Below are 21,488 nucleotides of genomic sequence, written 5' to 3'. Positions count from 1 at the left end.
GGATAGAGCAGCCTGGTAGCTCGTCGGGCTCATAACCCGAAGGTCAGTGGTTCAAATCCACTTCCCGCCACCAAATTCAAGCGAACCCTGTAATCATTAAGGTTTCAGGGTTTTGTTTTTGGAAACCACTACAGAAAGACAAAGCGACGCGGGATAGAGCAGCCTGGTAGCTCGTCGGGCTCATAACCCGAAGGTCAGTGGTTCAAATCCACTTCCCGCCACCAAATTAAACAAGACAAGCCCCGGAAGCCTAAAAGTTGCTGGGGTTTGTTTTATGCCGTCTGTTTGATGCCTTCTGCGATCGCATCTTGGACAGATTGATATCGTTTCCGCTTGCACGAGCGACATGATAAAGAGGAGACGGCACTGCCGCCTCGAAAGCTGTGGGTAATATTAATTCCGATGCTGCCAGATTTGATATGAAAGCAGTTTATTTTAGGCCGCCACAAAAATGAGGACACAGCACTGCTGTGTCCCTACTGTATATTTGTATTTTTCTAATTGGGACAAAATAAGACCCACCCTCAACCTAAACACTCAACCCTATACTTTCAGACGACCGTTTGTGCAAGCTTTATTTGTTAAAAAATTGCAATCCGATATCCATATTTTTTAAATCAGGATTTTAAATTGCTAAGTCGGCTGAGCTTCCAACCAATCAAAAATCAGATTTAACTGTTCCAGTGTTACTAACCCGTATTGCCACAGAAGCATCGGCAGTTCGCTGGCATCTTGTTCACCGTGTCGGAGAGCAACGGCGATCGCAGAATTCGATATCGCCAACTCCCCCCTCAAATAATCGATCAGTTGAGCCTTTCCCATCACCTTCACCGCCAGTTTTATGCGCTATTGTAAAGATATGTAGCTAATCGGTCTGTATCGGAAGTTTAATTGGTCTAATCTTAGGTTCACAATAGAGAACCTTGTGTGATGGAAACCGCACAAAACTTGTGATAAAACTCTGATAAAAAAGCGATCGCAGTCACAATAGTTGCGACAATCAAAAATTGGGTTCCGCGATCGCTCGCTTCAAATGAATTCATTTAAAATTCCTAAAGTCCTAGCTGAAGCTGAACTCCCGCTTCTGTACCGCTGTCGGTTTGTTTGGGAGGTAAAGGATTTCCTTGACGCTGGGCGTCCGAAGGAGTAGTAATAAATTCCAATGGGCCTTCGATTTTGAGGCGAAATGTGTCGCCCAAGCTTCTTTCCCTTCTAGCAGAATTAGCTGCCGTTTCTGGTTCACCAATCAAGTTTTGGTAGTCCGAGTCTAAGCTTCTGTCCTCCACAGTCCTCAACGAGTCCCCAGATAAAGTCGTTTCCGAATATTGGGGCGTTGGTTGCAGTCTTTGTTGGGCGAGAACCGCCTGGGTCAAACCGATAAAAATTGAGCTCACTCCGAGAGCAGTGCCAAGAGTAGCAATAACTGCGTTCATAATCCATGCCTCCGCTAGTTGCATCCTACTATAGCAATCCTAAATGATTTGCGTAATTATTGTAGGGGCAATCCCACGCCCGGTTGCCCCGATAGATAGGGGGTAGGCAAAGAAAGGCACTACCCCTACAAATTTATCTGAATGATTTAGGATTGCTATATGTGCTTATTGTACCGAGCCGGAATTAAGTTGCACTCTATCAAAAGTAGCTGCTTGTGGAGATATCAATTAAAGTTCCTGTGAAAACTTATAACTTTGGATAGCGCTATCGGTCAAATAGAACTGACGCAGCAACCGGGTTGAAACACCAAAATACGTCATTTCAGGAATGAGTCAACCAAAAACTTGGTTTGTTTGATTAGCGTCCGTCAGGAGTGGAAAAATAGTTAGTGCTGGACGCACGGGCGGCTATCCATCGGTTTTTTTTCACGAAAATAGTTCGTTGCAGACCGCCAAAACGCTAAAAAAACCTGGTTTGAGATACCAGTTCAAAAAAAAAATGCAACTGCCGGCAAATTCTAAACCCTTACAGAATCAGCCTTTCTCAATTCTTTAATTCTTGAATCTCAAATCTATAATAGTATGAGCGTGTAGAGTCAGTCCAGGATTGATACTGCATTCATCTCGATCGCCAATGTTCCCAAAGCGGACGATCGCGCTAAGATGGCGGTGGCAGTCGTTAAAATTCAGTTGCCAGCGGCAGATTCCGAGTTATTAACAGCACTTTGCCTACTAAAACCATCTCAACTTCAAAATCTGCGCTCATCAAGTTGTACTTGATCAATAATTTCTTGATGGTACAAGCTCCCGGATTTATCCGTGGAATCAATCCAAAATCCAAAATCCTTGCATCCTCAAGCCCCCGGATTTATCCGTGGTGTCAATCTAAAATCTAAAATCTAAAATCTAAAATCTAAAATCGAATGACCGGAATGTTGTGGGTTCATAATAGTTCTGCTTTACCATGCCAATCAAATATCTGACCGACCCGATTTTAAAAATGTCGGGCAAAGTGCCAATTCGCATCGTCCTTGTTGTGCCTTTTGCCCTCCAGACTTTCGCTGCGGTAGGGTTGACGGGGTGGCTGTCGCTGCGGAACGGCCGCATAGCCGTCAACGATGTTGCCGCACAACTGCGGGCAGAAGTCACATCGCGTATCCAGCAACATATTTATACTTATATCAAAACACCCCACCAAATCAATCAGCTCAATCTCGATGCCATCCGTCTCGGCATTTTGAACGTGCAGGATGCTGATAATTTGCAACGCTACTTCTCCAAACAAATCACAACCTTTGATAAAATTAGCTACATTCAATTCGCCTCCGAACAAAAAGATTTTATTGGAGTTGAACGCCTAGACGACGGCAAGTTGCAAGTTCAGATTTCCAATCAATCTACCGGCTATAACTTTTACAGCTACGCGCCGTCGGAGTTCGGAGAACCAACCAAGCTATTAAAAACTACTCTCAACTACGACCCCCGCATCAGACCTTGGTATATAGCTCCGCTGCGGGCAGGCAAACCGACTTGGAGTAAAATTTATACTTATTTTGATGCTCCAAAACTAGCGATTACGGCTGCTCAACCAGTCTATGGTGATGATGGGAAACTGATAGGAGTCCTGGGTTCTGACTTGACACTTTCCAAGATAAATCAATTCTTGGAAACTCTAAAAATTGGCAAATCAGGACAGACTTTTATTGTAGAAAGGTCTGGGCAATTGGTGGCTAATTCTAATCGGGAACCGCCATTTATTGTTAGCAATGGTGTTGCAAAACGGATTGTGGCAGCCAGTAGCAAGAATGTTCTAATTCGATCGAGTGCCCGCTATTTGACAGAACGCTTCGGGGATTTGGGCAAAATTGACAAATCTCGCCAGTTAGATTTTACGATCGACGGTGAACGGCAATTTCTACAGGTGACGCCGCTCTCAGACAGCAGGGGCCTCGATTGGTTGATTGTGGTGACGGTTCCTGAAGCGGATTTTATGGAAAGGATTCATGCCAACACTCGGTATACTGTGCTGATGTGTCTGGGTGCTTTGGTGCTGGCAACAGCGATTGGCGGTCTGACTTCGAGATGGATTGTTGTACCGATTCGGCGTCTGAGCAAGGCTGCGGAGGCTTTGTCCCGGGGAGAATGGGACTCGATGGCGGTAGATTCCCGCTTGATGGCATCTGTAGAGCGAGAGGATGAGGTCGGTGTCCTGGCTCGCTCTTTTAATACAATGGCTGGTCAATTGGAAGAGTCGTTTACTACTCTAGAAGATCGAGTGGAATCTGCGATCGCCGACAAAAATCAATTAATTATTTCTCTGCAAAAATCGCAGCAAAAACTGGCTCTCCATCTTCACCAAACTCCTTTGGGGGCGATTGAATGGGATCTAAATTTTCACGTAGCGGAATGGAATTTGTCAGCGGAAAGAATTTTTGGATACAGCCGCTTGGAAGCTATGGGACGCCACGGAGTCGATCTCATAGTTCCTGAAAGTGGTAAGGAGTATGTCAGGCAACTATCTATAACTTTGCTAACTAATCAAGGAGGAGTTACCAGCATTAACGAGAACATGAGAAAGGACGGCAAAATTATTCTTTGTGAGTGGTACAATACCACTTTGGTCGATGCTGACGGCAGCATCATCGGCGTGGCATCGCTGATTCAGGATGTGACTGAATTTCACAATGCTGTGGGGCAGTTGCGGGCTAGCGAGGAGCGGTTTCGCCAGTTGGCAGAAAATATTCATGAGGTATTTTGGATTAGAGAACCCAATCAAAAGCAGCTAGTTTATGTGAGCCCTGCTTGCGAAAAAATATGGAATTTGAGCAGTCAGAGTTTGCACTCAGAACCGGGGGCTTTTTGGGATGCTATTCACCCGGAGGATCTCGATCGCGTCAAGGCTGCTTTTGAGAAACAGGTGCGGGGCGATTATGATGAGGAGTATCGGGTAGTGCGATCCGACGGTTCAGTTTGCTGGGTGCGCGATCGGGCTTTTCCAGTCCGCAACGAAACAGGGCAAATTTACCGCATCGTCGGTATTGCCGAAGATATTACCCAGCGCAAATTAGCAGAAGAATTCCAAAAGGTCGCTCAAACCGCTCAAGCTGCAAACCAAGCCAAAAGCGCCTTTTTAGCTAATATGAGCCACGAATTGCGAACTCCCCTCAACGCGATTATTGGTTACAGCGATATGCTCAAAGAAGACGCCGAGGATTTAGGCTGCGAAGATTTTATCCCCGACTTGCAAAAAATTCAAACAGCGGGCAAACACTTGCTATGTTTAATTAGCGACATTCTAGATATTTCTAAGATTGAAGCAGGTCGGATGGAACTTTACTTAGAAACTTTCAACCCGGTTAATTTAATTGATGAGGTAGTTTCTACTGTAAAACCCTTGGTAGATAAAAATTCTAATAAGTTTGAAGTTGATTGTGCTGACGACTTGGGAATGATGTATGCTGACATTACCAAAACTCGTCAAATATTGCTCAACCTGCTGAGCAATTCAGCCAAATTTACGGAAAACGGCACTATTACCCTCTGCATTAAAAGAGTTAAACATGACAGCTTAACTACTCAAGAAGTAGCCGAACCTTCCGACTCAATAATTTTTCGCGTAGCTGATACGGGCATTGGGATTCCCCCCGAACAATTGCAGCATTTATTTCAAGCTTTTATGCAGGGCGACGCCTCAACTACGCGCAAGTATGGCGGCACGGGTTTGGGATTGACTATTAGCCGTCACTTTTGCGTGATGATGGGTGGCGATATGCACGTTGAAAGCGAGTTAGGTTGCGGTTCGGTTTTTACTGTGTGCTTGCCGGCCCGCGTTGAATTATTGGTCAGCAATTAGTCTTGCTATCCGGGACGCACTTGTTACACAAGAAACCAGGTTTATTGACAAAAAAGCTACGCTTTCAGATAAGTTCTGGGCAATAAACCAAGGTGATGATACCATGCAACATAAGTCCTAATCTTAGTTAATTTGCCGTTTCTGCCGCCCCAAAAGTTGAGCTGTTAATACCCCGCCGACAAAGCCAAAGAAATGCGCTTGCCAGGAAACTCCCGGCTGCGAGGGCAAAACTCCCCAAATTAAACTGCCGTAGAAGAAACCGACAATTAAAGATACCAAAATAGATGTAAAGCTGCGTTCAAAATAGCCCCTCAGCAGTAAGAAGCCGAAGTAACCAAAGATTAATCCGCTGGCACCAATGTGAACGGAATAGGGCGCGCCAGTTAGCCAAACTCCGAATCCGCTGACTAGCACAGTGACGGCACTCACGATAAAAAAGTCGCTAATTTCTCGCAGCATGATCAACCAACCCAATGTCACTAAAGGGAGGGTATTGGCGGCTAAGTGAGCAAAACTGCCGTGTAGAAAAGGCATCAACAGGATACCTTGAAGTCCGTCGAGGCTGCGGGGGCGGACTCCGTAGGCATTCAGCCTGCCTCCGAACACGAATACATCGACAATTTCGATAATCCAGAGGAGGGAGACGAAGCCACCGAGAATGGCGGCGTGGCTTTGCAATTCGCGGGTGATAGCTTTGGTTTCTGGGTTGCTCATGGGTGGTGAGGGCGATGATATCGATTATTTCTCATTGTAGAAGTTTCTGAGCGATCGCGAGCAAAGATAGTTGCCGCGAGGTTTCAGGGTTTTTTGCAGCAGAGCTTATTTAGAAATATTATAAGTTTTATTAAAAGTTCCGCATTTTCACGTATAGGATAATTCACCTGGATGCGTCACAATTGTAATTGAACTACAAAAGGAGAGTCAACCGAAGGTTGAAGCTAAAACGTAGAAGACAGAATTTTTACCCTATCAATCAATTGTTGGGCTTGAAATGAGGACAGTTTTTAGAGCGCACAAAGCCTTTAAAAAAATCAGGAACTACTTTTCTCGCCTTAAGTCATTAATTTAAGAAGTTCAATCCGGTAAAGCAAAACGAGATGCTGTAGATACTGATTGTAGATAAAATCGCACAAGCTCTACAGAGAGTTCTTGGCACCTCGTTATAAAAGAGGAACAGAGCAAAATGAACGTATTTGAGCATACAATTTCCTACCGAACTCTGCCAAATTGGGTAGGATTTGGCAAACAAGAAACCGCCGTTAATGTCGCTACAAATTCTCAACCTTACGGTCAAAAGCCACACTTTGACCCCTTGCATCCGCTAAAACAATGGCTTGATAACACTGCAATTAAAAGTCAAAAGTTGGCTCGGTTGCTGTGTAAGTTTATTCCCAGCCAGTGTCCGTTTGAGCGAGAAGTCAAAATTGGCGATCGCACTTTATTATCCATTCCGCCGCTGTGCAAGTTAAATCCGCTTTACGAGCAAGTGGTTGGGCTGCGCTTTCGAGCTTTGTGTTATTTGGCTGACGAGTGTGGCGAAGATGTAACTCCTTATTGTTAATTCTGCAAAAACTTAAATTTCTCACTGTCTTTTTACCCTCCCTTCTCCTTGTTGGGGAGGGGTTTTTTATTTTGAGATTATTCGGCGGTTGAAACCTGTTATATCAATTCCGGTTGCACTCCTTATTATTGTTGACTGTTGACTGTTGACTGTTGACTGTTGACTGTTGACTCTATGTCGAAAAACTGAATGGTTGAGTGTTAACTGTTGACTCGATTTTATTATTCCGATGCAACCGGAAACGATATTAACCTCAAACTCAAATGTGGCGAAATGCCGATCATTTGAGTTCGAGGTTAAATTAGACAAACTTTCGTCTGCCTCAGCAGAAAAGCCTGATCTTCTGTTAGATCCCCGGCTTTTTGAAGAAGTCGGGGCTTGAAAGAGCGATCGCATTTATATACTAAAGGGAGCGAATCACTCGTTGTTCGAGAATGCGTTTGCCTTTGTTATAAATACTAAGGCTGGCTCCTGTAACGATGTAATCGTAGGTGCCATTTTTTGCCACGTAACCAGTCCCCTCTTCAGTTCGAGCACGCAGGGCGATTGTGCTGCCGTTACTCTTTTTAACGCCGTAGTAATATAGTTGATGGGCGTGGTTGTAGCACAGATAAATCCGAAAGTTACTGGTCTCGAAATAGTTTGCCAGTGTCTGTCTTTTGCGAACACAAAAATCTCTCACCTGTTTTTGGGGAGTGGATACATTAGCTATTTGTATGGTTTCAATCGGAGACTGAGTGCGAGACGCTGTTGGTGCAGTGCTTGTGTTCGATTGTCCTAGAGCAAAGGTTGCCGCTGGATTGCTGGCAAATAGCATTAAACCGAGTAAGCTGGTTTGTGTGAGTCTTGCTGTGAAGTTCATAAGTCATTCCTTTAAAATATGTTGATGCGTCTAATCTAGGTAAGTTGGATTGATTAGAGCGATCGAACAGTACAGTTTTCACAATTGGCCTAAAGGAGGAAATGCCTGGATGCAATTTCCGTTTTCCCTGAGATAGGGCGCAATTCTCAATAAGCTTTTAGGGGCAGGCTAGAAGCCCACCCCACAAGAGGATTGAATGTATAGTCGAAAGCTGGTTGCTGAGAATGATATTTTTCTGTGAGTTTCCCTGCAACTGACTAGCCAACTGACAATTAAAAAACTGGCACTTTGGATTGCTGAGAGGACTTATGTACTAACAGGCGATCGCGAGGACAAAGCAGAGAATTATTTTAAATATTGTGCGCCAACTGCGGGCGCGGATGCTAGTTTTCATCAATTTCGATAAGTGCGATCGGGCGACACGCACCAGCAACCCACGAGGGAAGTCTTTACGCGCCGCTTTTGGGCTTTTCAGGTTCAGAAGGTAAATCTCCCTTTTTTTTCGCTTCCAAAACCGCTGTTTCAACGATAAAAGCGATCAAACTAGCTGTGGGTCTACCTTGCCGATCGGCCCACAGTTCTAAGGATTCATAGATGTAGTCGGGGAGTGTGATGTGAACGCGCTTGCTCACTGTCAATATTTACTGTTTGCGAACGCTCCCAATCATACAAGTTTACGCCGATCGCGGTGTTATAACGCTATTTTAGTAACTTTCTGCTACCAATGAGGGCCTTTTGTGCAATAATTTGTACAGCACACCACAGGTGCAAAGTCAAAAGCCAGTCCCCCGCCGTGGAAAAGCAAGGACTGGCTATGGCTCCCATTAACAAAGGAGATACCTTTACAAAGGAGATACACCTATTATGCCGTATGAGAAACGTCTCAGACCGTGGGTCGTTGTTCGTTTGCTTCCGAATCTACAAAGGGTCGTTGTCGGTCGGTTTCGCAGTTGGTCTGATGCAGAGGGTCTTTTACGAGTTCTCAAACAACTGCTTCCGGCTGCTAACTTGACCTTAGTTTTCGATCCGATCGATTAATTTTGGTTGCGAGTAATTGAAGTGCGATCGCCCTTGGTTTGAGAAGGGCGATCGTACAAATCACCTCAAAACAGTGCGATTGCTTGTGCCCTCAAATTTCAGCCTCGATCGGGATTGTCCTCTTCGTAATCCATTAAGTCTCCGGGCTTGCAATTCAGTGATTTGCAGAGAACGTTTAACGTTGCTGCGTCTATTCTGGTCAGGTAACGGCGAGTTTTGAGCCGAGAAATAGACCTGGGATTCATCCCGGTTAGGACAGCCAGTTCCTTATTACTGATATTCCGATCGGCCATGACAACTGCTAATCTCCACCGGATCACTGTTTAACTGCTCACAACCTTTGCAAGGCAGATGCTAGCACCTTGTAGGTCAATTTTTGGGCTGTATAGACTGTAACAGTTGCACAATAGACCGCTGCGGTTGTCAAACTGCTTTATTTGGATTAAACTTAAGTATGCAAAAGTCAAAAGCCAGTCCGATGCTTTCCGAGGGCTCAGGACTGGCTATGGCTCCAATTAACAAGGAGATACACCTATTATGCCGTATGAGAAACGTCTCAGACCGTGGATCGTGGTTCGTTTGCTTCCAAATCTACAAAGGGTCGTTGTCGGTCGGTTTCGCAGTTGGTCTGATGCAGAGGGTCATTTGCGAGTTCTCAAACAACTGCTTCCGGCTGCTTGATTGACCCTAGTTTTCGATCCGATCGATTAATTTTGATTGCGAGTAATTGAAGTGCGATCGCCCGCTTGTTTCAGAAGGGCGATCGTATTTTCGTGCAATGTTAAACTGAACGCAAAATATCAATTGAGTTGGGGAAAAAAACGTGACAGCTATTCTACAAGTAACAGAACAGCCAACAGCACAGCGCGACTTCACTCCAGAAGAATATCTAGCCCTGGAAGAAGCAGCAGAGTATAAAAGTGAATATCGCGACGGAGTAATTATTCCAATGACAGGTGGAACTACAAATCACAATCGCATTGCCCTGAATATGAGCATAGCATTACGTCTTGCTCTTAAGGGACTTGACTATGATGTTTTTATGGGCGACGTGCGTCTGTGGCTGCCGAAAAAGCGAACTTATACTTATCCCGATGTGATGGTAATTCCGGGGAAATCTGAGTATTTCAATAATCGCCAAGATACGGTGATGAATCCTCAAGTGATTGTGGAAGTTTTATCGAAATCTACGAAAGCTTACGATCGCACTGATAAGTTTAAGTCTTATCAAACGATTCCCACATTTCAAGAGTATATTCTGATTGACCAATCTCAGGTTTATATAGAACAGTATTGTAAGTTGGCGAACAAGCGGTGGTCGTACCGTCAGTACGATGAGGAAGATGCGGCGCTAGTTTTTAATTTCTTTCAAGTTGAAGTGCCACTGGCAGATATCTATGAGAAGGTGGATTTTGAGGCGGAAAATGATGCAGAAAATGAGCCAGAAGAAAGCGGGGAGGAATAAGGGCGATCGCTTTGTTGGGAATGCGGGTTATCATTTAAGTGAGCGATCGCACTCAGAAGAAATATTTGTTCAACATCATTGTGGGAGAACATCAAGATGACAGGCACTTTGCAAACAACCGAGCAACGTTACTGCACAGAAGAGCAATATTTAGCACTGGAAGAAACAGCAGAGTACAAAAGCGAATATCTCGACGGGGAAATTATTCCTATGACAGGCGGATCTACCAATCACAATCAAATCGCTGGCAATTTGTACATTGCTTTAAGTCTTGCTATCAAAAAACGGAATTACCGCATCTTCATGGGTGACGTGCGTCTGTGGATACCAAAAGTTCGACTGTACACTTATCCCGACGTAATGGTAATTTTTGGGCTACCTGAGTACCACAACAATCGCACTGACACGATTACCAACCCTCAAGTTATTGTGGAAGTTTTATCAAAGTCTACTAAAAACTACGATCGAGTTGACAAGTTTACATTTTACAAAACTCTTCCTACTTTTCGAGAATACATTACGATCGATCAAACAAAAATTAAGGTCGAGCAGTATTCAAAAACCGAGAATAAAAGATGGTTGTATTGTGAGTATGACGAGGAAGATACGGCATTAGTGTTTAATTCTTTTGAGCTTGAAGTTCCTCTATCTGATGTTTACGAACAAGTTAATTTTGAGCAAGTTGAGCAAGAAGATAGTCAAAATGAGGAGTGAGGGCGATCGCACTTTGCTTTAAAAGCGCGATCGTTACTTAATATACTTCATCATGCGTCCCCATATCAATCAAGACGATCAATTCCTCTTGCGTTTCATTATCTTGCTCAAAAGTATAGATAATTCGGCAATCGGACTCAACCCAACAAGCCCAAAGCCCTTCTAATTGCCCCCGCAGTTTATGTGCCTTCAATGAAGGAGAAAATGGATCGTTTACTAACAACTCCAAAACCGAAAATATTTTCTCACCTAATTGCGGATTTCTCTTGATAACCCGTTTAAAAGCCCGTTTAAAACTGTTGTTCCAAACTAGAGTTTTCATTCTTCATCCAGTAAATCAGCTTTTAACTGTGCAAGGTTGCCTCGCTTGGCGGTGCCGGCTTTTAAAGCACTCAAAACCTCTCTTGCATTGCTAGCAATTTCCCCTCGCCGATTTTCAATTCGCCGTTTCTGAATTAATTCAATTAACAAATCTTGCTCTTCAATTGCCAGAGATTCTACATATTCGATCGCGGTCTGGAAAGCAATAGAATTAGCCATAAAGAACTTTTCTATGTTTGAAAAGTGACAGTGCATTTCTATTTTACTAAGTGAGGTGGGCAAATGCCCACCCTACCAATCACCTACGCGCCGACAGATTCCTTGGCTGCGTACAGAACCTCAACGGTAATCTTATCAATCCCCCGATCGCGCGCAAACTTCTCAGTATTCCGCTTCACCTTACCCCGGACAAAACCAGGGATTTTATTCAACTCAGCCTGTCCATCTTTCGTCCAACCCATATCAGAATCAGCCGAAATACCCTTCGTAATTACTTCCTTGGTATCGTGGCCGCCGAAGATTTCCAGCAGGTGGTCTTCCATTCCCAAAGTGAAGGAATTGTACACCAAATCTACGCACTGATTCGTGCCTTCATAACCCAAAAACGGCTTGTAGCCGATCGGGAAATTTTGGACGTGAATCGGTGCAGCAATTACGCCGCAGGGAATATCCAACCGCTTACCTACGTGGCGTTCCATTTGGGTGCCGAAAATAGCCGAAGGTTCCGCTTTGGCGATCGCATCTCCGATCGCCCCGTGATCATCCGTCACCAGCACTTCATCACAATACTCGCTAACCTGTTCCCGGAACCAATCAGCATCGTGTTTGCAGTAGGTTCCAGCCCACACAACGTGGATTCCCATCTCGCGAGCCAAAATCTTCGTCATCGCTGCAGCGTGCGTATTATCGCCAAATACGACGGCTTTTTTGCCGGTTAAGTTTTGGCAGTCGATCGACCGCGAAAACCAAGCAGCCTGCGACACAAACCGCGTTTGTTGGTCAATAAAATTTTCGTAATCAACATCCGCACCTTGAGCATTCAAAACTTGCTGAATCTTGCGGATACAGCGCGCAGTTTCCACCACACCCATCGGCGTAATATCCACCATCGGCGTGCCGAATTCTTTTTGCAAATACTCCCCGGCCATCATCCCCAATTCCCGATAAGGAACCAGGTTAAACCAAGCGCGCGGCAGTCTTTTCAAGTTGTGAACCGAAGCACCTTCGGGAATAACTTCGTTGACTTCAATGCCCAAATCTGCCATCAAACGCTTCAACTCGGTGCAGTCATGCTGGTTGTGGAAACCCAGCGTAGACATACCGATAATGTTGACAGATGGTTTTTCGCTTTTGGCTTCTACTAAATCGCCTTTTTTGCGAGCTTTGTTAATGTAAAATTGGACGATTTGATCCAAAGTGCGATCGGCAGCTTGGAGTTCGTTGACGCGGTAATGGTTAACATCCGCCAGCAATACATCGCCTTTGGCATCCAATTGAGCTCGTTCCACGAAGTTTTCCAAGTCTTCTTGCAGAATGCTGGAGGTGCAAGTCGGGGTGAGCACGATTAAATCTGGGTGTTCTTCTCTGTCTTTGCGGGTGATGTTGTCCACCACCCGTTCCTGCGAACCCCGCGCCAGTACGTGTCTGTCAACGACGCTGGTAGTCACCGGGGTGAAATCCCGTTCCCTCTCCAGCATGGAACGCATGACGTTGAAATAGTCGTCTCCAATCGGTGCGTGCATGATTGCATGGACGTTTTTGAAGGAAGTGGCGACGCGCAAAGTGCCGATGTGGGCTGGGCCTGCGTACATCCAATAAGCCAATTTCATAGTTTTTTTCCTGGTGCTGGTTGAGAATTGCCCGATCGGGCGATTACTGCTAAATTTTAAGGTTGTTTCTGATTTTCTCACCGGATGAATCCTTTAGAAATAGTAACTTTCTGATGATTTCCAGATGTGGTAAATGCTCAAAAGCCTTTGCTGCTTAGGATTTGGCCCGTAATTCCAACAAATTGACCTTGCTTTTATGGCAATAATTCTTAATCTTTCCTAAAATTTTCTTCAGAGCTAGGCAAATTCTATCGCCCTAGAGTTCGCTGCCGCGCACCAGACAAGGTGCAATAATTCGGCATTTTTTGTCAAATTTAGTCTGTTCAAACGGTCAGTTAGTATTGTTAATCGAGCGATCAAAATAGATAGAACTGAAGGAAATTGCAGATTCCGAAGCAACACTTAACTCCCTCCGCGCCTCGGTAGCGAATTATAGTTAAGATTTGCACTGCCCGGTTTTTTTAAAGCATCCCAAATTCGTGCCCGATCAACGAAAAAAATACATCTTTCACCACTTGCGTATTTTCACGAGATGTGGTGACACTCCGCTAAAATCAAGCGATTGCTAGGAATCTGAGATGATTTAGTTGTCAACATGGCGATCGAGCATTAAAGTAAATCCTTGCACAAATCCTGTATTTGTGATTTTGTTTACCTAACTGCTGAGGTGACGAAAGCCCCAGCTTGCATTTGTCAGCAGTAGCTCATTCCTGTCAAGGCCTGCTTTCCCACACATCCCAAAAGATAGCTCTTGAGCGATAATGAAAAATAACATAGGATTTACGAAAAGAAACCCGATTTACACAAAAAAATCTTGGGTTTGTCAACGACTAGCAACGAAGAAACCGGGTTTCTAGCCCGCCGCGCGTCAGTCCTGTAACATTGACCAAGCACACCTAATTTGAGAGAACCCAACTATGATGGCAATTCCCGGCGTTGCAGTTCTCGCTCTCATTTATGAAAGCAGCACTTCCCTGGTTTACCGCGGTCACAACGAGCAGAACAACCAACCTGTTATTATCAAACTTATCAAAGAAGACTATCCTACTCCTGAAGAACTGAATAGATACAAGCGCGAATATGAGATCACTGCCAACTTAAGCCTGTTAGACGGAGTTGTGAAAGTGCATAAGTTGCAACAGGTTAGAAATAGTCTGGCAATGATCTTAGAAGACTTTGGCGGGGAATCTTTAAAAATATTTATGGGTTCTCAAAAATTTACCATTTTAGGATTTCTGACTACTGCCATCAAAGTTGCGGAAACTTTGGGCGAAATTCATGGAAAAAATGTAATTCATAAAGATATAAATCCCTCTAATATAGTTTTTAATCCAGCTACAGGACAAGTTAAACTAATAGACTTTAGCATTTCAACAGCATCCAACCTGGAAAATATTCCAAATAAAAATCCCAATTTTCTAGAAGGCACTTTAGCGTATATGTCGCCCGAACAAACCGGCAGAATGAACCGGGTAGTCGATTACCGCACCGACTTTTATTCCCTCGGCGTGACCTTTTATGAAATCCTGGCAGGACAACTCCCTTTTCCCACTACAGATCCCATGGAGTTAGTTCACTGTCACATCGCCAAACAGCCAGTACCTCTCGCTGAAATAGCCCCAGAAATTCCTCAAGCTGTTTCAGATATTGTGATGAAATTGTTAGCAAAAACCGCTGAGGAGCGCTATCAAAGTGCTTGGGGGCTAAAAGCCGATTTGGAATCCTGCCTGTTTCAGTGGCAAACATCTGGGGTTGTTTCTGAGTTTCCTCTCGGCAGCCAAGATATTTCCGACAAATTTCAAATACCTCAAAAACTTTACGGCAGACAGCGAGAAGTTGAAACTCTTTTAGGGGCATTTGAACGGGTAGCAGCAACTAATAATCGAGGCTACCGCACCGACAATTCTCAAATTTCTGTCATCAAAAAAGAGAGCAAATCTAAAAAAGAAATTCCCTTGTCAGTCCTGGCGAGAGGACAGCATAAATCCCGCAGCGAGATGATGCTGATTGCTGGTTATTCCGGTATTGGCAAATCTGCAATGGTGAAGATTTTAGACAAACCGATTACCCGCAAGCGTGGCTATTTTATTTGGGGAAAATTTGACCAGTACAAGCGGACTATTCCTTACTCTGCCGTTGTCAGCGCTTTTTCGGAATTGGTGCGGCAACTGTTAACTGAAAGTGAGGCTCAATTAGCAGTTTGGCGCGAAAAACTCCGCAGTTCTTTCGGTCAAAATGGGCAAATTATTATTGATGTACTTCCCGAAGTTGAACTAATTGTCGGTGCTCAGTCTCCTGTAGCAGAATTGGGGCCGACGGAATCTCTGAACCGCTTTAATTTAGTATTTCAAAATTTCATTCGCGTATTTTGCCAGCCCGAACATCCGCTGGTAATTTTTCTCGATGATTTGCAGTGGGCTGATTCGGCGACTCTCAAATTGATCGAATTGATGATGACAGATGAAGCTACGCAATATCTGTTTTTAATTGGTGCTTATCGGGATAATGAAGTTAGTCCTACTCATCCTTTAATGATGACTGTGGAGACGCTGCGGAATCAGGAAGCTATTATTAATCAGATTGCTTTGTCGCCGCTGGGGGTGGAAAACATAACTCATTTGATTGCGGAGACTTTGCACAGCGATCGAGAATCTGTCAAACCCTTAGCTGAATTGGTAATCAGCAAAACCGACGGCAATCCTTTTTTTGTAAATCAATTCCTGCAAACATTGTATCAGGAAAACTTGCTAGTTTTTCATCCGCCACAGTCGGGGAGTAAGGGCGGCTGGCATTGGGATATGACTCAAATTGAGCAGTGCGCTATCACTGACAATGTAGTTGACTTGATGGTACAAAAATTGAGAAAACTGCCAAGCTCGACGCAGCAAGTTTTGCGTTTAGTGGCTTGTCTGGGCAACGAATTTGACTTGAATACTCTTTCTTTAATTAATGAAAAAGAAGCCTCGGAAACTTTTTCTCACCTGTTGCCGGCGATTAAGTCGGGACTGATTCTGCCAACTTCGGAATTGGAAAGCAAGTCATTAGATTACGTGCTGTTTCCGCTTTTAATTCTGAATTATAAATTTTTGCACGATCGCGTACAGCAAGCAGCTTACGCTCTGATCGACGACTCGCAAAAAAAGGCCGTTCACCTGAAAATAGGCAGGCAAATCCTAGAAAACACTCCGGCTGAATATCGCGCTGACAGAATCTTTGAATTAGTCGATCACTTGAATGTAGCTCGATCGCTCATTAAAGACGATCGAGAATTAATTGAACTGGCAACGCTGAATTTAGACGCGGCCCGCAGAGCCAAAGATGCCACTGCTTATGTTGCTGCCTTGCAGTATTTGACCGCAGGCATGGACGGTTTGAGCGCCGATATTTGGGATGCCCACTACGATTTAGCCTTTGCCTTGCACATGGAGCGGGCAAATGTTGAGTATTTAAACGGTTATTTCGATAAGTCTGAAGAATTTATTAATATAACTCTGGAAAAAGCGCGATCGCCCTTAGAAAAGGTAGAAATTTACAACCTGCTGATCGTGCAGTACACCCTGCGGGCGAAGTACGAAGAAGCCGTTAAAGCCGGAATCAAAGCTTTGGACTTGCTAGGCATTGACTTACCGCTAGACGGGCTACAAAAAGTCATATCCGAAGAATTTGCAGCAGCTACAAATATTTTAGCAGGTAGAGAAATAGCTTCCCTAATTGACGCCCCCGAAATGACTGTACCCGACAAAAAAGTTGCAGTCAAATTAATTACAAACTTGCTGACATCGGCGTACCTCAAAAATCCCGACTTGTGGAAAGTCAGCGTTTTAAAAGGAGTCAATCTTTCTCTACAATACGGTTTAGTACCCGAAGCCTCTCTTTGCTATGCTGGCTACGGTATGTTCTTAAACGCAGTTTCTGGAGATTACAAAGCTGCGTATCAATTCGGCTTGCTCTCGCTGAATCTCAGCGAAAAGTCTGGCAATATCGGCTTGAAATGCAGAGCTTGTTCATCCTTGGTCAGTATTTTTTATTACTGGTTCAACCACATCAAAGATTCCCACGCAATCAGCAATGAAGGATATCAAGCAGCTTTAGAATCAGGAGATTTAGAGTATGCGGGTTATATCCTATCCAACCGCATAGCTAACTCATTTTTTCAAGGTAAAGAAATCTCGCAAATTCTGGTAGACACGAGCAGGTATTTGCAATTCAGCCAAAAAACCAAAAATCAGCTCGTAACCGATATATTATTAGGGGTAGAGTTAATCCTGCGTAACTTGGGTAAACTAACTCCTGAAAAGTTTGTATTTGAAAGCGAAGATATTAGCGAAGCTGAATATGTACACAACTGTCAAGCTCATCAAAATTTATACTCGCTCTGCCTTTATCAGATTCGCAAATGCCAGGTTATGTACTGGTACGGCAACTTCAACGAAGCGCTACAACTAGCTTTTGAAGTAGAAAAACAGCTATCTTTTATTACCGGAGCGATACCCGCTACCGAATGGAATTTTTTCTTTTCTCTAACTTTAGCAGCCGTTTTCCCAAATGTTTCCGAAGACAAGCAAAAGGAATACTTGGAAAAGTTAGAGGAAAACCAAAAACAGATGAAAATTTGGGCAGACAACTGTGCCGAAAATTTTCTGCACAAGTACCTTTTAGTACAAGCAGAAATAGCCAGAATTTCCAAGAAAGATTCAGAAGCTGTAGAATTGTACGATTTTTCTATAAATTTAGCCCAAGACAATGAGTTTGTCCAAAATGAAGCGCTAGCTAATGAACTAGCAGCTAAGTTTTGGTTGAGTAAAGGCAAGTATCAATATGCCAAAATCCACTTGCGGGAAGCTCACTCGTGCTACTTGCGCTGGGGTGCAGTTCGCAAAGTAGAAGATTTAGAACAGAAGTATCCGCAGTTGCGGGAAATGACGCCAATCAACGGCAGTTTTAACAACAATCAAACTACCACAACTATTCATACTTCTACTGGTAGCGATGCGAGAGTGCTGGATTTGGCAACGGTAATGAAAGCATCTCTGGCGATTTCTAGCGAAATTGTCCTCGATAAGTTGCTGGCTTCTTTGATGAGAATCTCCTTAGAAAATGCGGGAGCTCAATTAGGTTTTCTGATTTTAGTCAGAGATGGCAAACTGTTGATTTCAGCTAAAGCGTCAGTATTTGCTGAAGATGTAGCTGTGCTGCAATTTACGCCTGTTGGAGACTATCACGATTTACCTGTGACGGTGATTAATTATGTGGAAAGGACTCGCTCGGATTTGGTGTTGAGCAATGCGGCAGCTGAGGGACTATTCACAGCCGATCCTTACATCGCTAAACACCAACTGCAATCTATTTTATGTACTCCAATCATCAATCAAGGCAAACTAATCGGCATTCTTTATTTAGAAAACAATTTAACTGTCGGGGCATTTACTCCCCACAGATTGGAAGTCTTAAGGTTGCTGTCTTCCCAAGTGGCTATTTCTTTGGAAAATGCTCTACTTTACAATTCTGTGGAACAGAAAGTGCAAGAACGGACGCAGGAGTTAAATGAAAAAAACGAGCGTTTAGAACAAACTTTGCGCGAACTTAAACTCACTCAAGCTCAATTAATCCAAACGGAAAAAATGTCTAGTTTGGGGCAAATGGTGGCTGGTGTAGCTCACGAAATTAATAATCCTGTAAGTTTCATCTACGGCAATCTTAATCCCGCTAGCGAATACGTTAAAGACTTGCTAAAATTGATTGACCTTTACCAGCAGCACTATCCAGAACCTGCTGATGAAATTCTAGAAGAAATAGAAACAATTGAGCTAGAATTTTTGAGCGAGGATTTGCAAAAGCTGCTGGATTCCATGAAAGTAGGAGCGGAAAGAATCCGGGATATTGTGCTAAGCTTGCGGAATTTCTCGCGCCTCGACGAAGCGCAAATGAAGTCGGTAGATATCCATCAAGGCATCGACAGTACGGTGATGTTGCTCCAACCGCGTTTGAGAAAAGAGGGCGGGCGTTTGGGAATTGAGGTGATTAAAAATTACAGCACGCTACCCCTAATTACTTGTTATGCGTCTCAGTTGAATCAGGTATTTATGAATATTTTGACAAATGCGATCGATGCTCTCCTCGTAGCAAGAGATTGCCCGGAAAACTCTCATCAACAGCCGACGATTACAATTTCTACAGAGGTGACAGACAGGAATTCTGTCATAATTAGAATTGCCGACAGCGGGCCGGGGATGAGCACGGAGGTGCTGCACAAGATATTCGATCCATTTTTTACAACTAAGCCCGTGGGTTCGGGAACTGGTTTGGGATTGTCTATTTCTCACTCGATTGTTGTCAGTTCTCATGGCGGGAAATTGACTTGCGTTTCTGCACCCGGAGAGGGGAGTGAGTTTATTATTGAAATTCCGATCGCACCCAGGCAAGTTTTGTAATCGGCGCCACTATTAACCCACGGCATCGCTCAAAGAGTAATGATGTTTCAGGGAAAATGGAAGAATAAACGTCTCTACCTCTCTTTATCTGCGTAAATCAGCGTCAATCCCTTGTCCGGGGCGGTGAATACATTCTCTTTTTTTAACCGCCGATGAGGGCAGATAAACACAGATTAACGCAGATGAATTAGATCTATTCCGGTTGCACCGTTCGTGATTGTTGACCCTGCTGCAAAGCTGAGTTGGCATCGCTGTTGAAGGAATTCATAAAATAAGTTAGTGATAAAGTTTCCAACATTCTCGCGCAATTTCCCAATCCTCCTGCGTGTGAATTACCAAAATTCTTACCGCTGAATCCACTGCCGCAATATCTTGATCTATCGGTGAATGTTGATTTTTATCCTCATCCAATTTTAACGCGATAAATCCAAAAGCTTCGCAAGCGGCCGCCCGCACAACAGCAGAATTTTCCCCAACTCCCGCCGTAAAAATTAAAGCATCCAACCCTCCTAAACTCGCCAGCATCGCCCCAATTCCGGCGCGCAAACGGTGAATGTAAATATCCAATGCAAGTTGAGCTCTCTGATTACCTTGGGCGATCGCATCTCCAATCTGCCGCATATCGCTAGATACCCCTGAAATCCCTTTTAAACCAGAATTTCGATTGAGAATACCATCAAGTTTCTCAGCAGTAAAATCGGATTGTTTTAACAGATGAATGAGAATGCCTGGATCGATCGAACCCGATCGACTTCCCATCATCAAACCTTCCAAAGGCGTAAATCCCATCGTCGTGTCAACACTCACGCCCTCGCGAATGGCAGCCAGAGAACATCCGTTGCCCAAATGACAGCTAATCAGCCGCAAATCAGCCAAATCTTTACCCAGAATGTCGGCGGCCCGACGCGCGCAATATTGATGGCTAATCCCGTGAAAACCGTAGCGGCGAATCCCGTTTTCGAGCCATTCGTAGGGGCCGGGATAAACAAACGCAGCGGGCGGCAATTGCGCGTGAAAAGCTGTATCAAATACTGCTATTTGCGACCGATTTGGGAGGAGTTTTTCAAGGGCTTCGATGCCTTCGAGGTTGACGGGATTGTGTACGGGGGCGAAAACAGATAAACGGGCGATCGCCTCTTTAACATCGGGCGAAATTAACGTACTTTGCTGATAATCTTGTCCGCCATGTACGACGCGGTGGCCGACAATATCAATCTCGTTTAAATCATTAATTGTTTGAGTTCTTCCTTTCCAAAGACTCTGCAGCATTCGAGAAATAGCATCTTTGCGAGACTCGGATGCAAATTCCTCCTCAAGCCGATCGCCTTTTGCTGTTTTGACTTTCAACTCTGCTATACCCTGCTGATGAGTCCAATCAATTTGAGCCTCCCAGAGGGGTTGCAAAGGTCGATCGGGCAGGACATCGTTTAACTCGTAAAGACAGCTCTTTTGACTGCTAGAACCCGCATTTAACACCAGTATTTTCATGCTTTATTATGTCCTGTTGATTCGTTCTTTCAATCGCTAGGCGATTGAAATCGCGTTTTGTCAAACTTTCGTCCCAGCAGAGGGGGATTAAAAAATCTTGAGACTCAGGGAAAATTATTAAGAAAAATGTCGAAAAATTAACTGTTAATGCAACGTGTAGCTAACAGTTGCATTTTTTTGATATATCTTCTATGCAGATTTTCATTTACTAAAGTTTAAGGAGCCGATCGATGTTTACACCAATTTTACTTGCCGTTGCCCCCAGAACCGTAGAGTGGAGCCCCACAATCGGTTTGATTATGATTCTTTGCAATATTTTAGCTATTGCGATCGGCAAATCAACCATCAAGAATCCTAGCACAGGCCCAGCAATGCCCTCATCGAGTATGTTCGGCGGTTTGAGTTTGGGTGCAGTTTTAGGAACTACTGCCTTTGGTCATATTTTGGGAGCAGGTACTATTTTAGGATTGTCTTACATAGGCGCGATTTAGTT

At 44.1% G+C, this 21,488-nt stretch carries 17 protein-coding genes and 2 tRNA genes; 8 read left to right on the top strand and 11 right to left on the bottom strand.

What is annotated here, in order from left to right:
- Positions 1-73: transfer RNA gene (locus QUB08_RS24105), tRNA-Met, on the top strand.
- 74 nt (positions 74-147) lie between these two features.
- A tRNA-Met gene (locus QUB08_RS24100) sits at positions 148-224 on the top strand.
- A 409-nt stretch (positions 225-633) separates the two neighbouring features.
- On the opposite strand, the gene QUB08_RS24095 is transcribed toward QUB08_RS24100, so the two are convergent.
- From QUB08_RS24095 to QUB08_RS24085, 3 genes are all read right to left on the bottom strand, one after another.
- Positions 634-822, bottom strand: a complete 189-nt coding sequence (locus tag QUB08_RS24095) for a DUF2949 domain-containing protein (protein WP_333127372.1) — start codon at positions 820-822, stop codon at positions 634-636.
- Positions 823-908: 86 nt separating this feature from the next.
- Positions 909-1,043, bottom strand: a complete 135-nt coding sequence (locus QUB08_RS24090) for a hypothetical protein (RefSeq protein ID WP_333227772.1) — start codon at positions 1,041-1,043, stop codon at positions 909-911.
- A 9-nt stretch (positions 1,044-1,052) separates the two neighbouring features.
- Positions 1,053-1,433, bottom strand: coding sequence for a hypothetical protein (locus tag QUB08_RS24085; protein ID WP_333227770.1), 381 nt, complete (start codon positions 1,431-1,433; stop codon positions 1,053-1,055).
- Positions 1,434-2,397: 964 nt separating this feature from the next.
- Between QUB08_RS24085 and QUB08_RS24080 the strand changes: the two genes are divergently transcribed.
- Complete coding sequence (locus QUB08_RS24080; protein ID WP_333227769.1) at positions 2,398-5,286, top strand: PAS domain S-box protein; 2,889 nt, start codon at positions 2,398-2,400, stop codon at positions 5,284-5,286.
- Positions 5,287-5,409: 123 nt separating this feature from the next.
- Here the strand turns inward: QUB08_RS24080 and QUB08_RS24075 are convergent, their stop codons facing one another.
- Positions 5,410-6,000, bottom strand: coding sequence for a rhomboid family intramembrane serine protease (locus QUB08_RS24075; RefSeq protein ID WP_333227767.1), 591 nt, complete (start codon positions 5,998-6,000; stop codon positions 5,410-5,412).
- Positions 6,001-6,469: 469 nt separating this feature from the next.
- Between QUB08_RS24075 and QUB08_RS24070 the strand changes: the two genes are divergently transcribed.
- Positions 6,470-6,847 (top strand): Mo-dependent nitrogenase C-terminal domain-containing protein, encoded by a 378-nt coding sequence (locus QUB08_RS24070; RefSeq protein ID WP_333227765.1) that lies wholly within the window; start codon positions 6,470-6,472, stop codon positions 6,845-6,847.
- A 403-nt stretch (positions 6,848-7,250) separates the two neighbouring features.
- Here the strand turns inward: QUB08_RS24070 and QUB08_RS24065 are convergent, their stop codons facing one another.
- The 3 genes from QUB08_RS24065 to QUB08_RS24055 form a co-directional block, all read right to left on the bottom strand.
- Positions 7,251-7,709: a hypothetical protein gene (locus tag QUB08_RS24065; RefSeq protein WP_333227763.1), complete on the bottom strand. Its 459-nt coding sequence runs from the start codon at positions 7,707-7,709 to the stop codon at positions 7,251-7,253.
- Between the two features lie 449 nt (positions 7,710-8,158).
- Positions 8,159-8,341 (bottom strand): ribbon-helix-helix domain-containing protein, encoded by a 183-nt coding sequence (locus QUB08_RS24060; RefSeq protein WP_333200861.1) that lies wholly within the window; start codon positions 8,339-8,341, stop codon positions 8,159-8,161.
- A gap of 504 nt (positions 8,342-8,845) precedes the next feature.
- Complete coding sequence (locus QUB08_RS24055; protein WP_015178556.1) at positions 8,846-9,067, bottom strand: helix-turn-helix domain-containing protein; 222 nt, start codon at positions 9,065-9,067, stop codon at positions 8,846-8,848.
- 503 nt (positions 9,068-9,570) lie between these two features.
- On the opposite strand from QUB08_RS24055, the gene QUB08_RS24050 reads away from it, so the two are divergent.
- Positions 9,571-10,212 carry a Uma2 family endonuclease gene (locus tag QUB08_RS24050; RefSeq protein ID WP_333227761.1) on the top strand — a complete coding sequence of 214 codons (642 nt, stop codon included), beginning with the start codon at positions 9,571-9,573 and terminating at the stop codon, positions 10,210-10,212.
- 96 nt (positions 10,213-10,308) lie between these two features.
- Complete coding sequence (locus QUB08_RS24045; protein WP_333227759.1) at positions 10,309-10,926, top strand: Uma2 family endonuclease; 618 nt, start codon at positions 10,309-10,311, stop codon at positions 10,924-10,926.
- A gap of 37 nt (positions 10,927-10,963) precedes the next feature.
- Here QUB08_RS24045 and QUB08_RS24040 read toward each other — a convergent pair whose 3' ends face one another.
- The 3 genes from QUB08_RS24040 to bchB form a co-directional block, all read right to left on the bottom strand.
- Positions 10,964-11,248: a type II toxin-antitoxin system mRNA interferase toxin, RelE/StbE family gene (locus QUB08_RS24040; protein ID WP_333227757.1), complete on the bottom strand. Its 285-nt coding sequence runs from the start codon at positions 11,246-11,248 to the stop codon at positions 10,964-10,966.
- The gene (locus QUB08_RS24035) at positions 11,245-11,466 is read right to left on the bottom strand and encodes a hypothetical protein (protein WP_333227755.1); all 222 of its coding nucleotides are present in this window, start codon (positions 11,464-11,466) and stop codon (positions 11,245-11,247) included. Before QUB08_RS24035 ends, QUB08_RS24040 begins: the two co-directional genes overlap by 4 nt.
- A gap of 83 nt (positions 11,467-11,549) precedes the next feature.
- Positions 11,550-13,076 carry a ferredoxin:protochlorophyllide reductase (ATP-dependent) subunit B gene (gene bchB, locus QUB08_RS24030; RefSeq protein WP_190659189.1) on the bottom strand — a complete coding sequence of 509 codons (1,527 nt, stop codon included), beginning with the start codon at positions 13,074-13,076 and terminating at the stop codon, positions 11,550-11,552.
- A gap of 917 nt (positions 13,077-13,993) precedes the next feature.
- Between bchB and QUB08_RS24025 the strand changes: the two genes are divergently transcribed.
- Positions 13,994-19,507, top strand: a complete 5,514-nt coding sequence (locus QUB08_RS24025) for an AAA family ATPase (protein ID WP_333227753.1) — start codon at positions 13,994-13,996, stop codon at positions 19,505-19,507.
- 276 nt (positions 19,508-19,783) lie between these two features.
- On the opposite strand, the gene QUB08_RS24020 is transcribed toward QUB08_RS24025, so the two are convergent.
- Positions 19,784-20,995, bottom strand: a complete 1,212-nt coding sequence (locus QUB08_RS24020) for an acetate kinase (RefSeq protein ID WP_333227751.1) — start codon at positions 20,993-20,995, stop codon at positions 19,784-19,786.
- Between the two features lie 230 nt (positions 20,996-21,225).
- Between QUB08_RS24020 and psaK the strand changes: the two genes are divergently transcribed.
- Positions 21,226-21,486: a photosystem I reaction center subunit PsaK gene (gene psaK / locus QUB08_RS24015; RefSeq protein ID WP_332957119.1), complete on the top strand. Its 261-nt coding sequence runs from the start codon at positions 21,226-21,228 to the stop codon at positions 21,484-21,486.
- The last annotated feature ends 2 nt before the right edge of the window (positions 21,487-21,488 follow it).

Origin of the sequence: Microcoleus sp. BR0-C5 (assembly GCF_036705045.1) — a bacterium.
Lineage (GTDB): Bacteria > Cyanobacteriota > Cyanobacteriia > Cyanobacteriales > Microcoleaceae > Microcoleus.
This window is presented reverse-complemented; position numbering and strand designations above follow the sequence as displayed.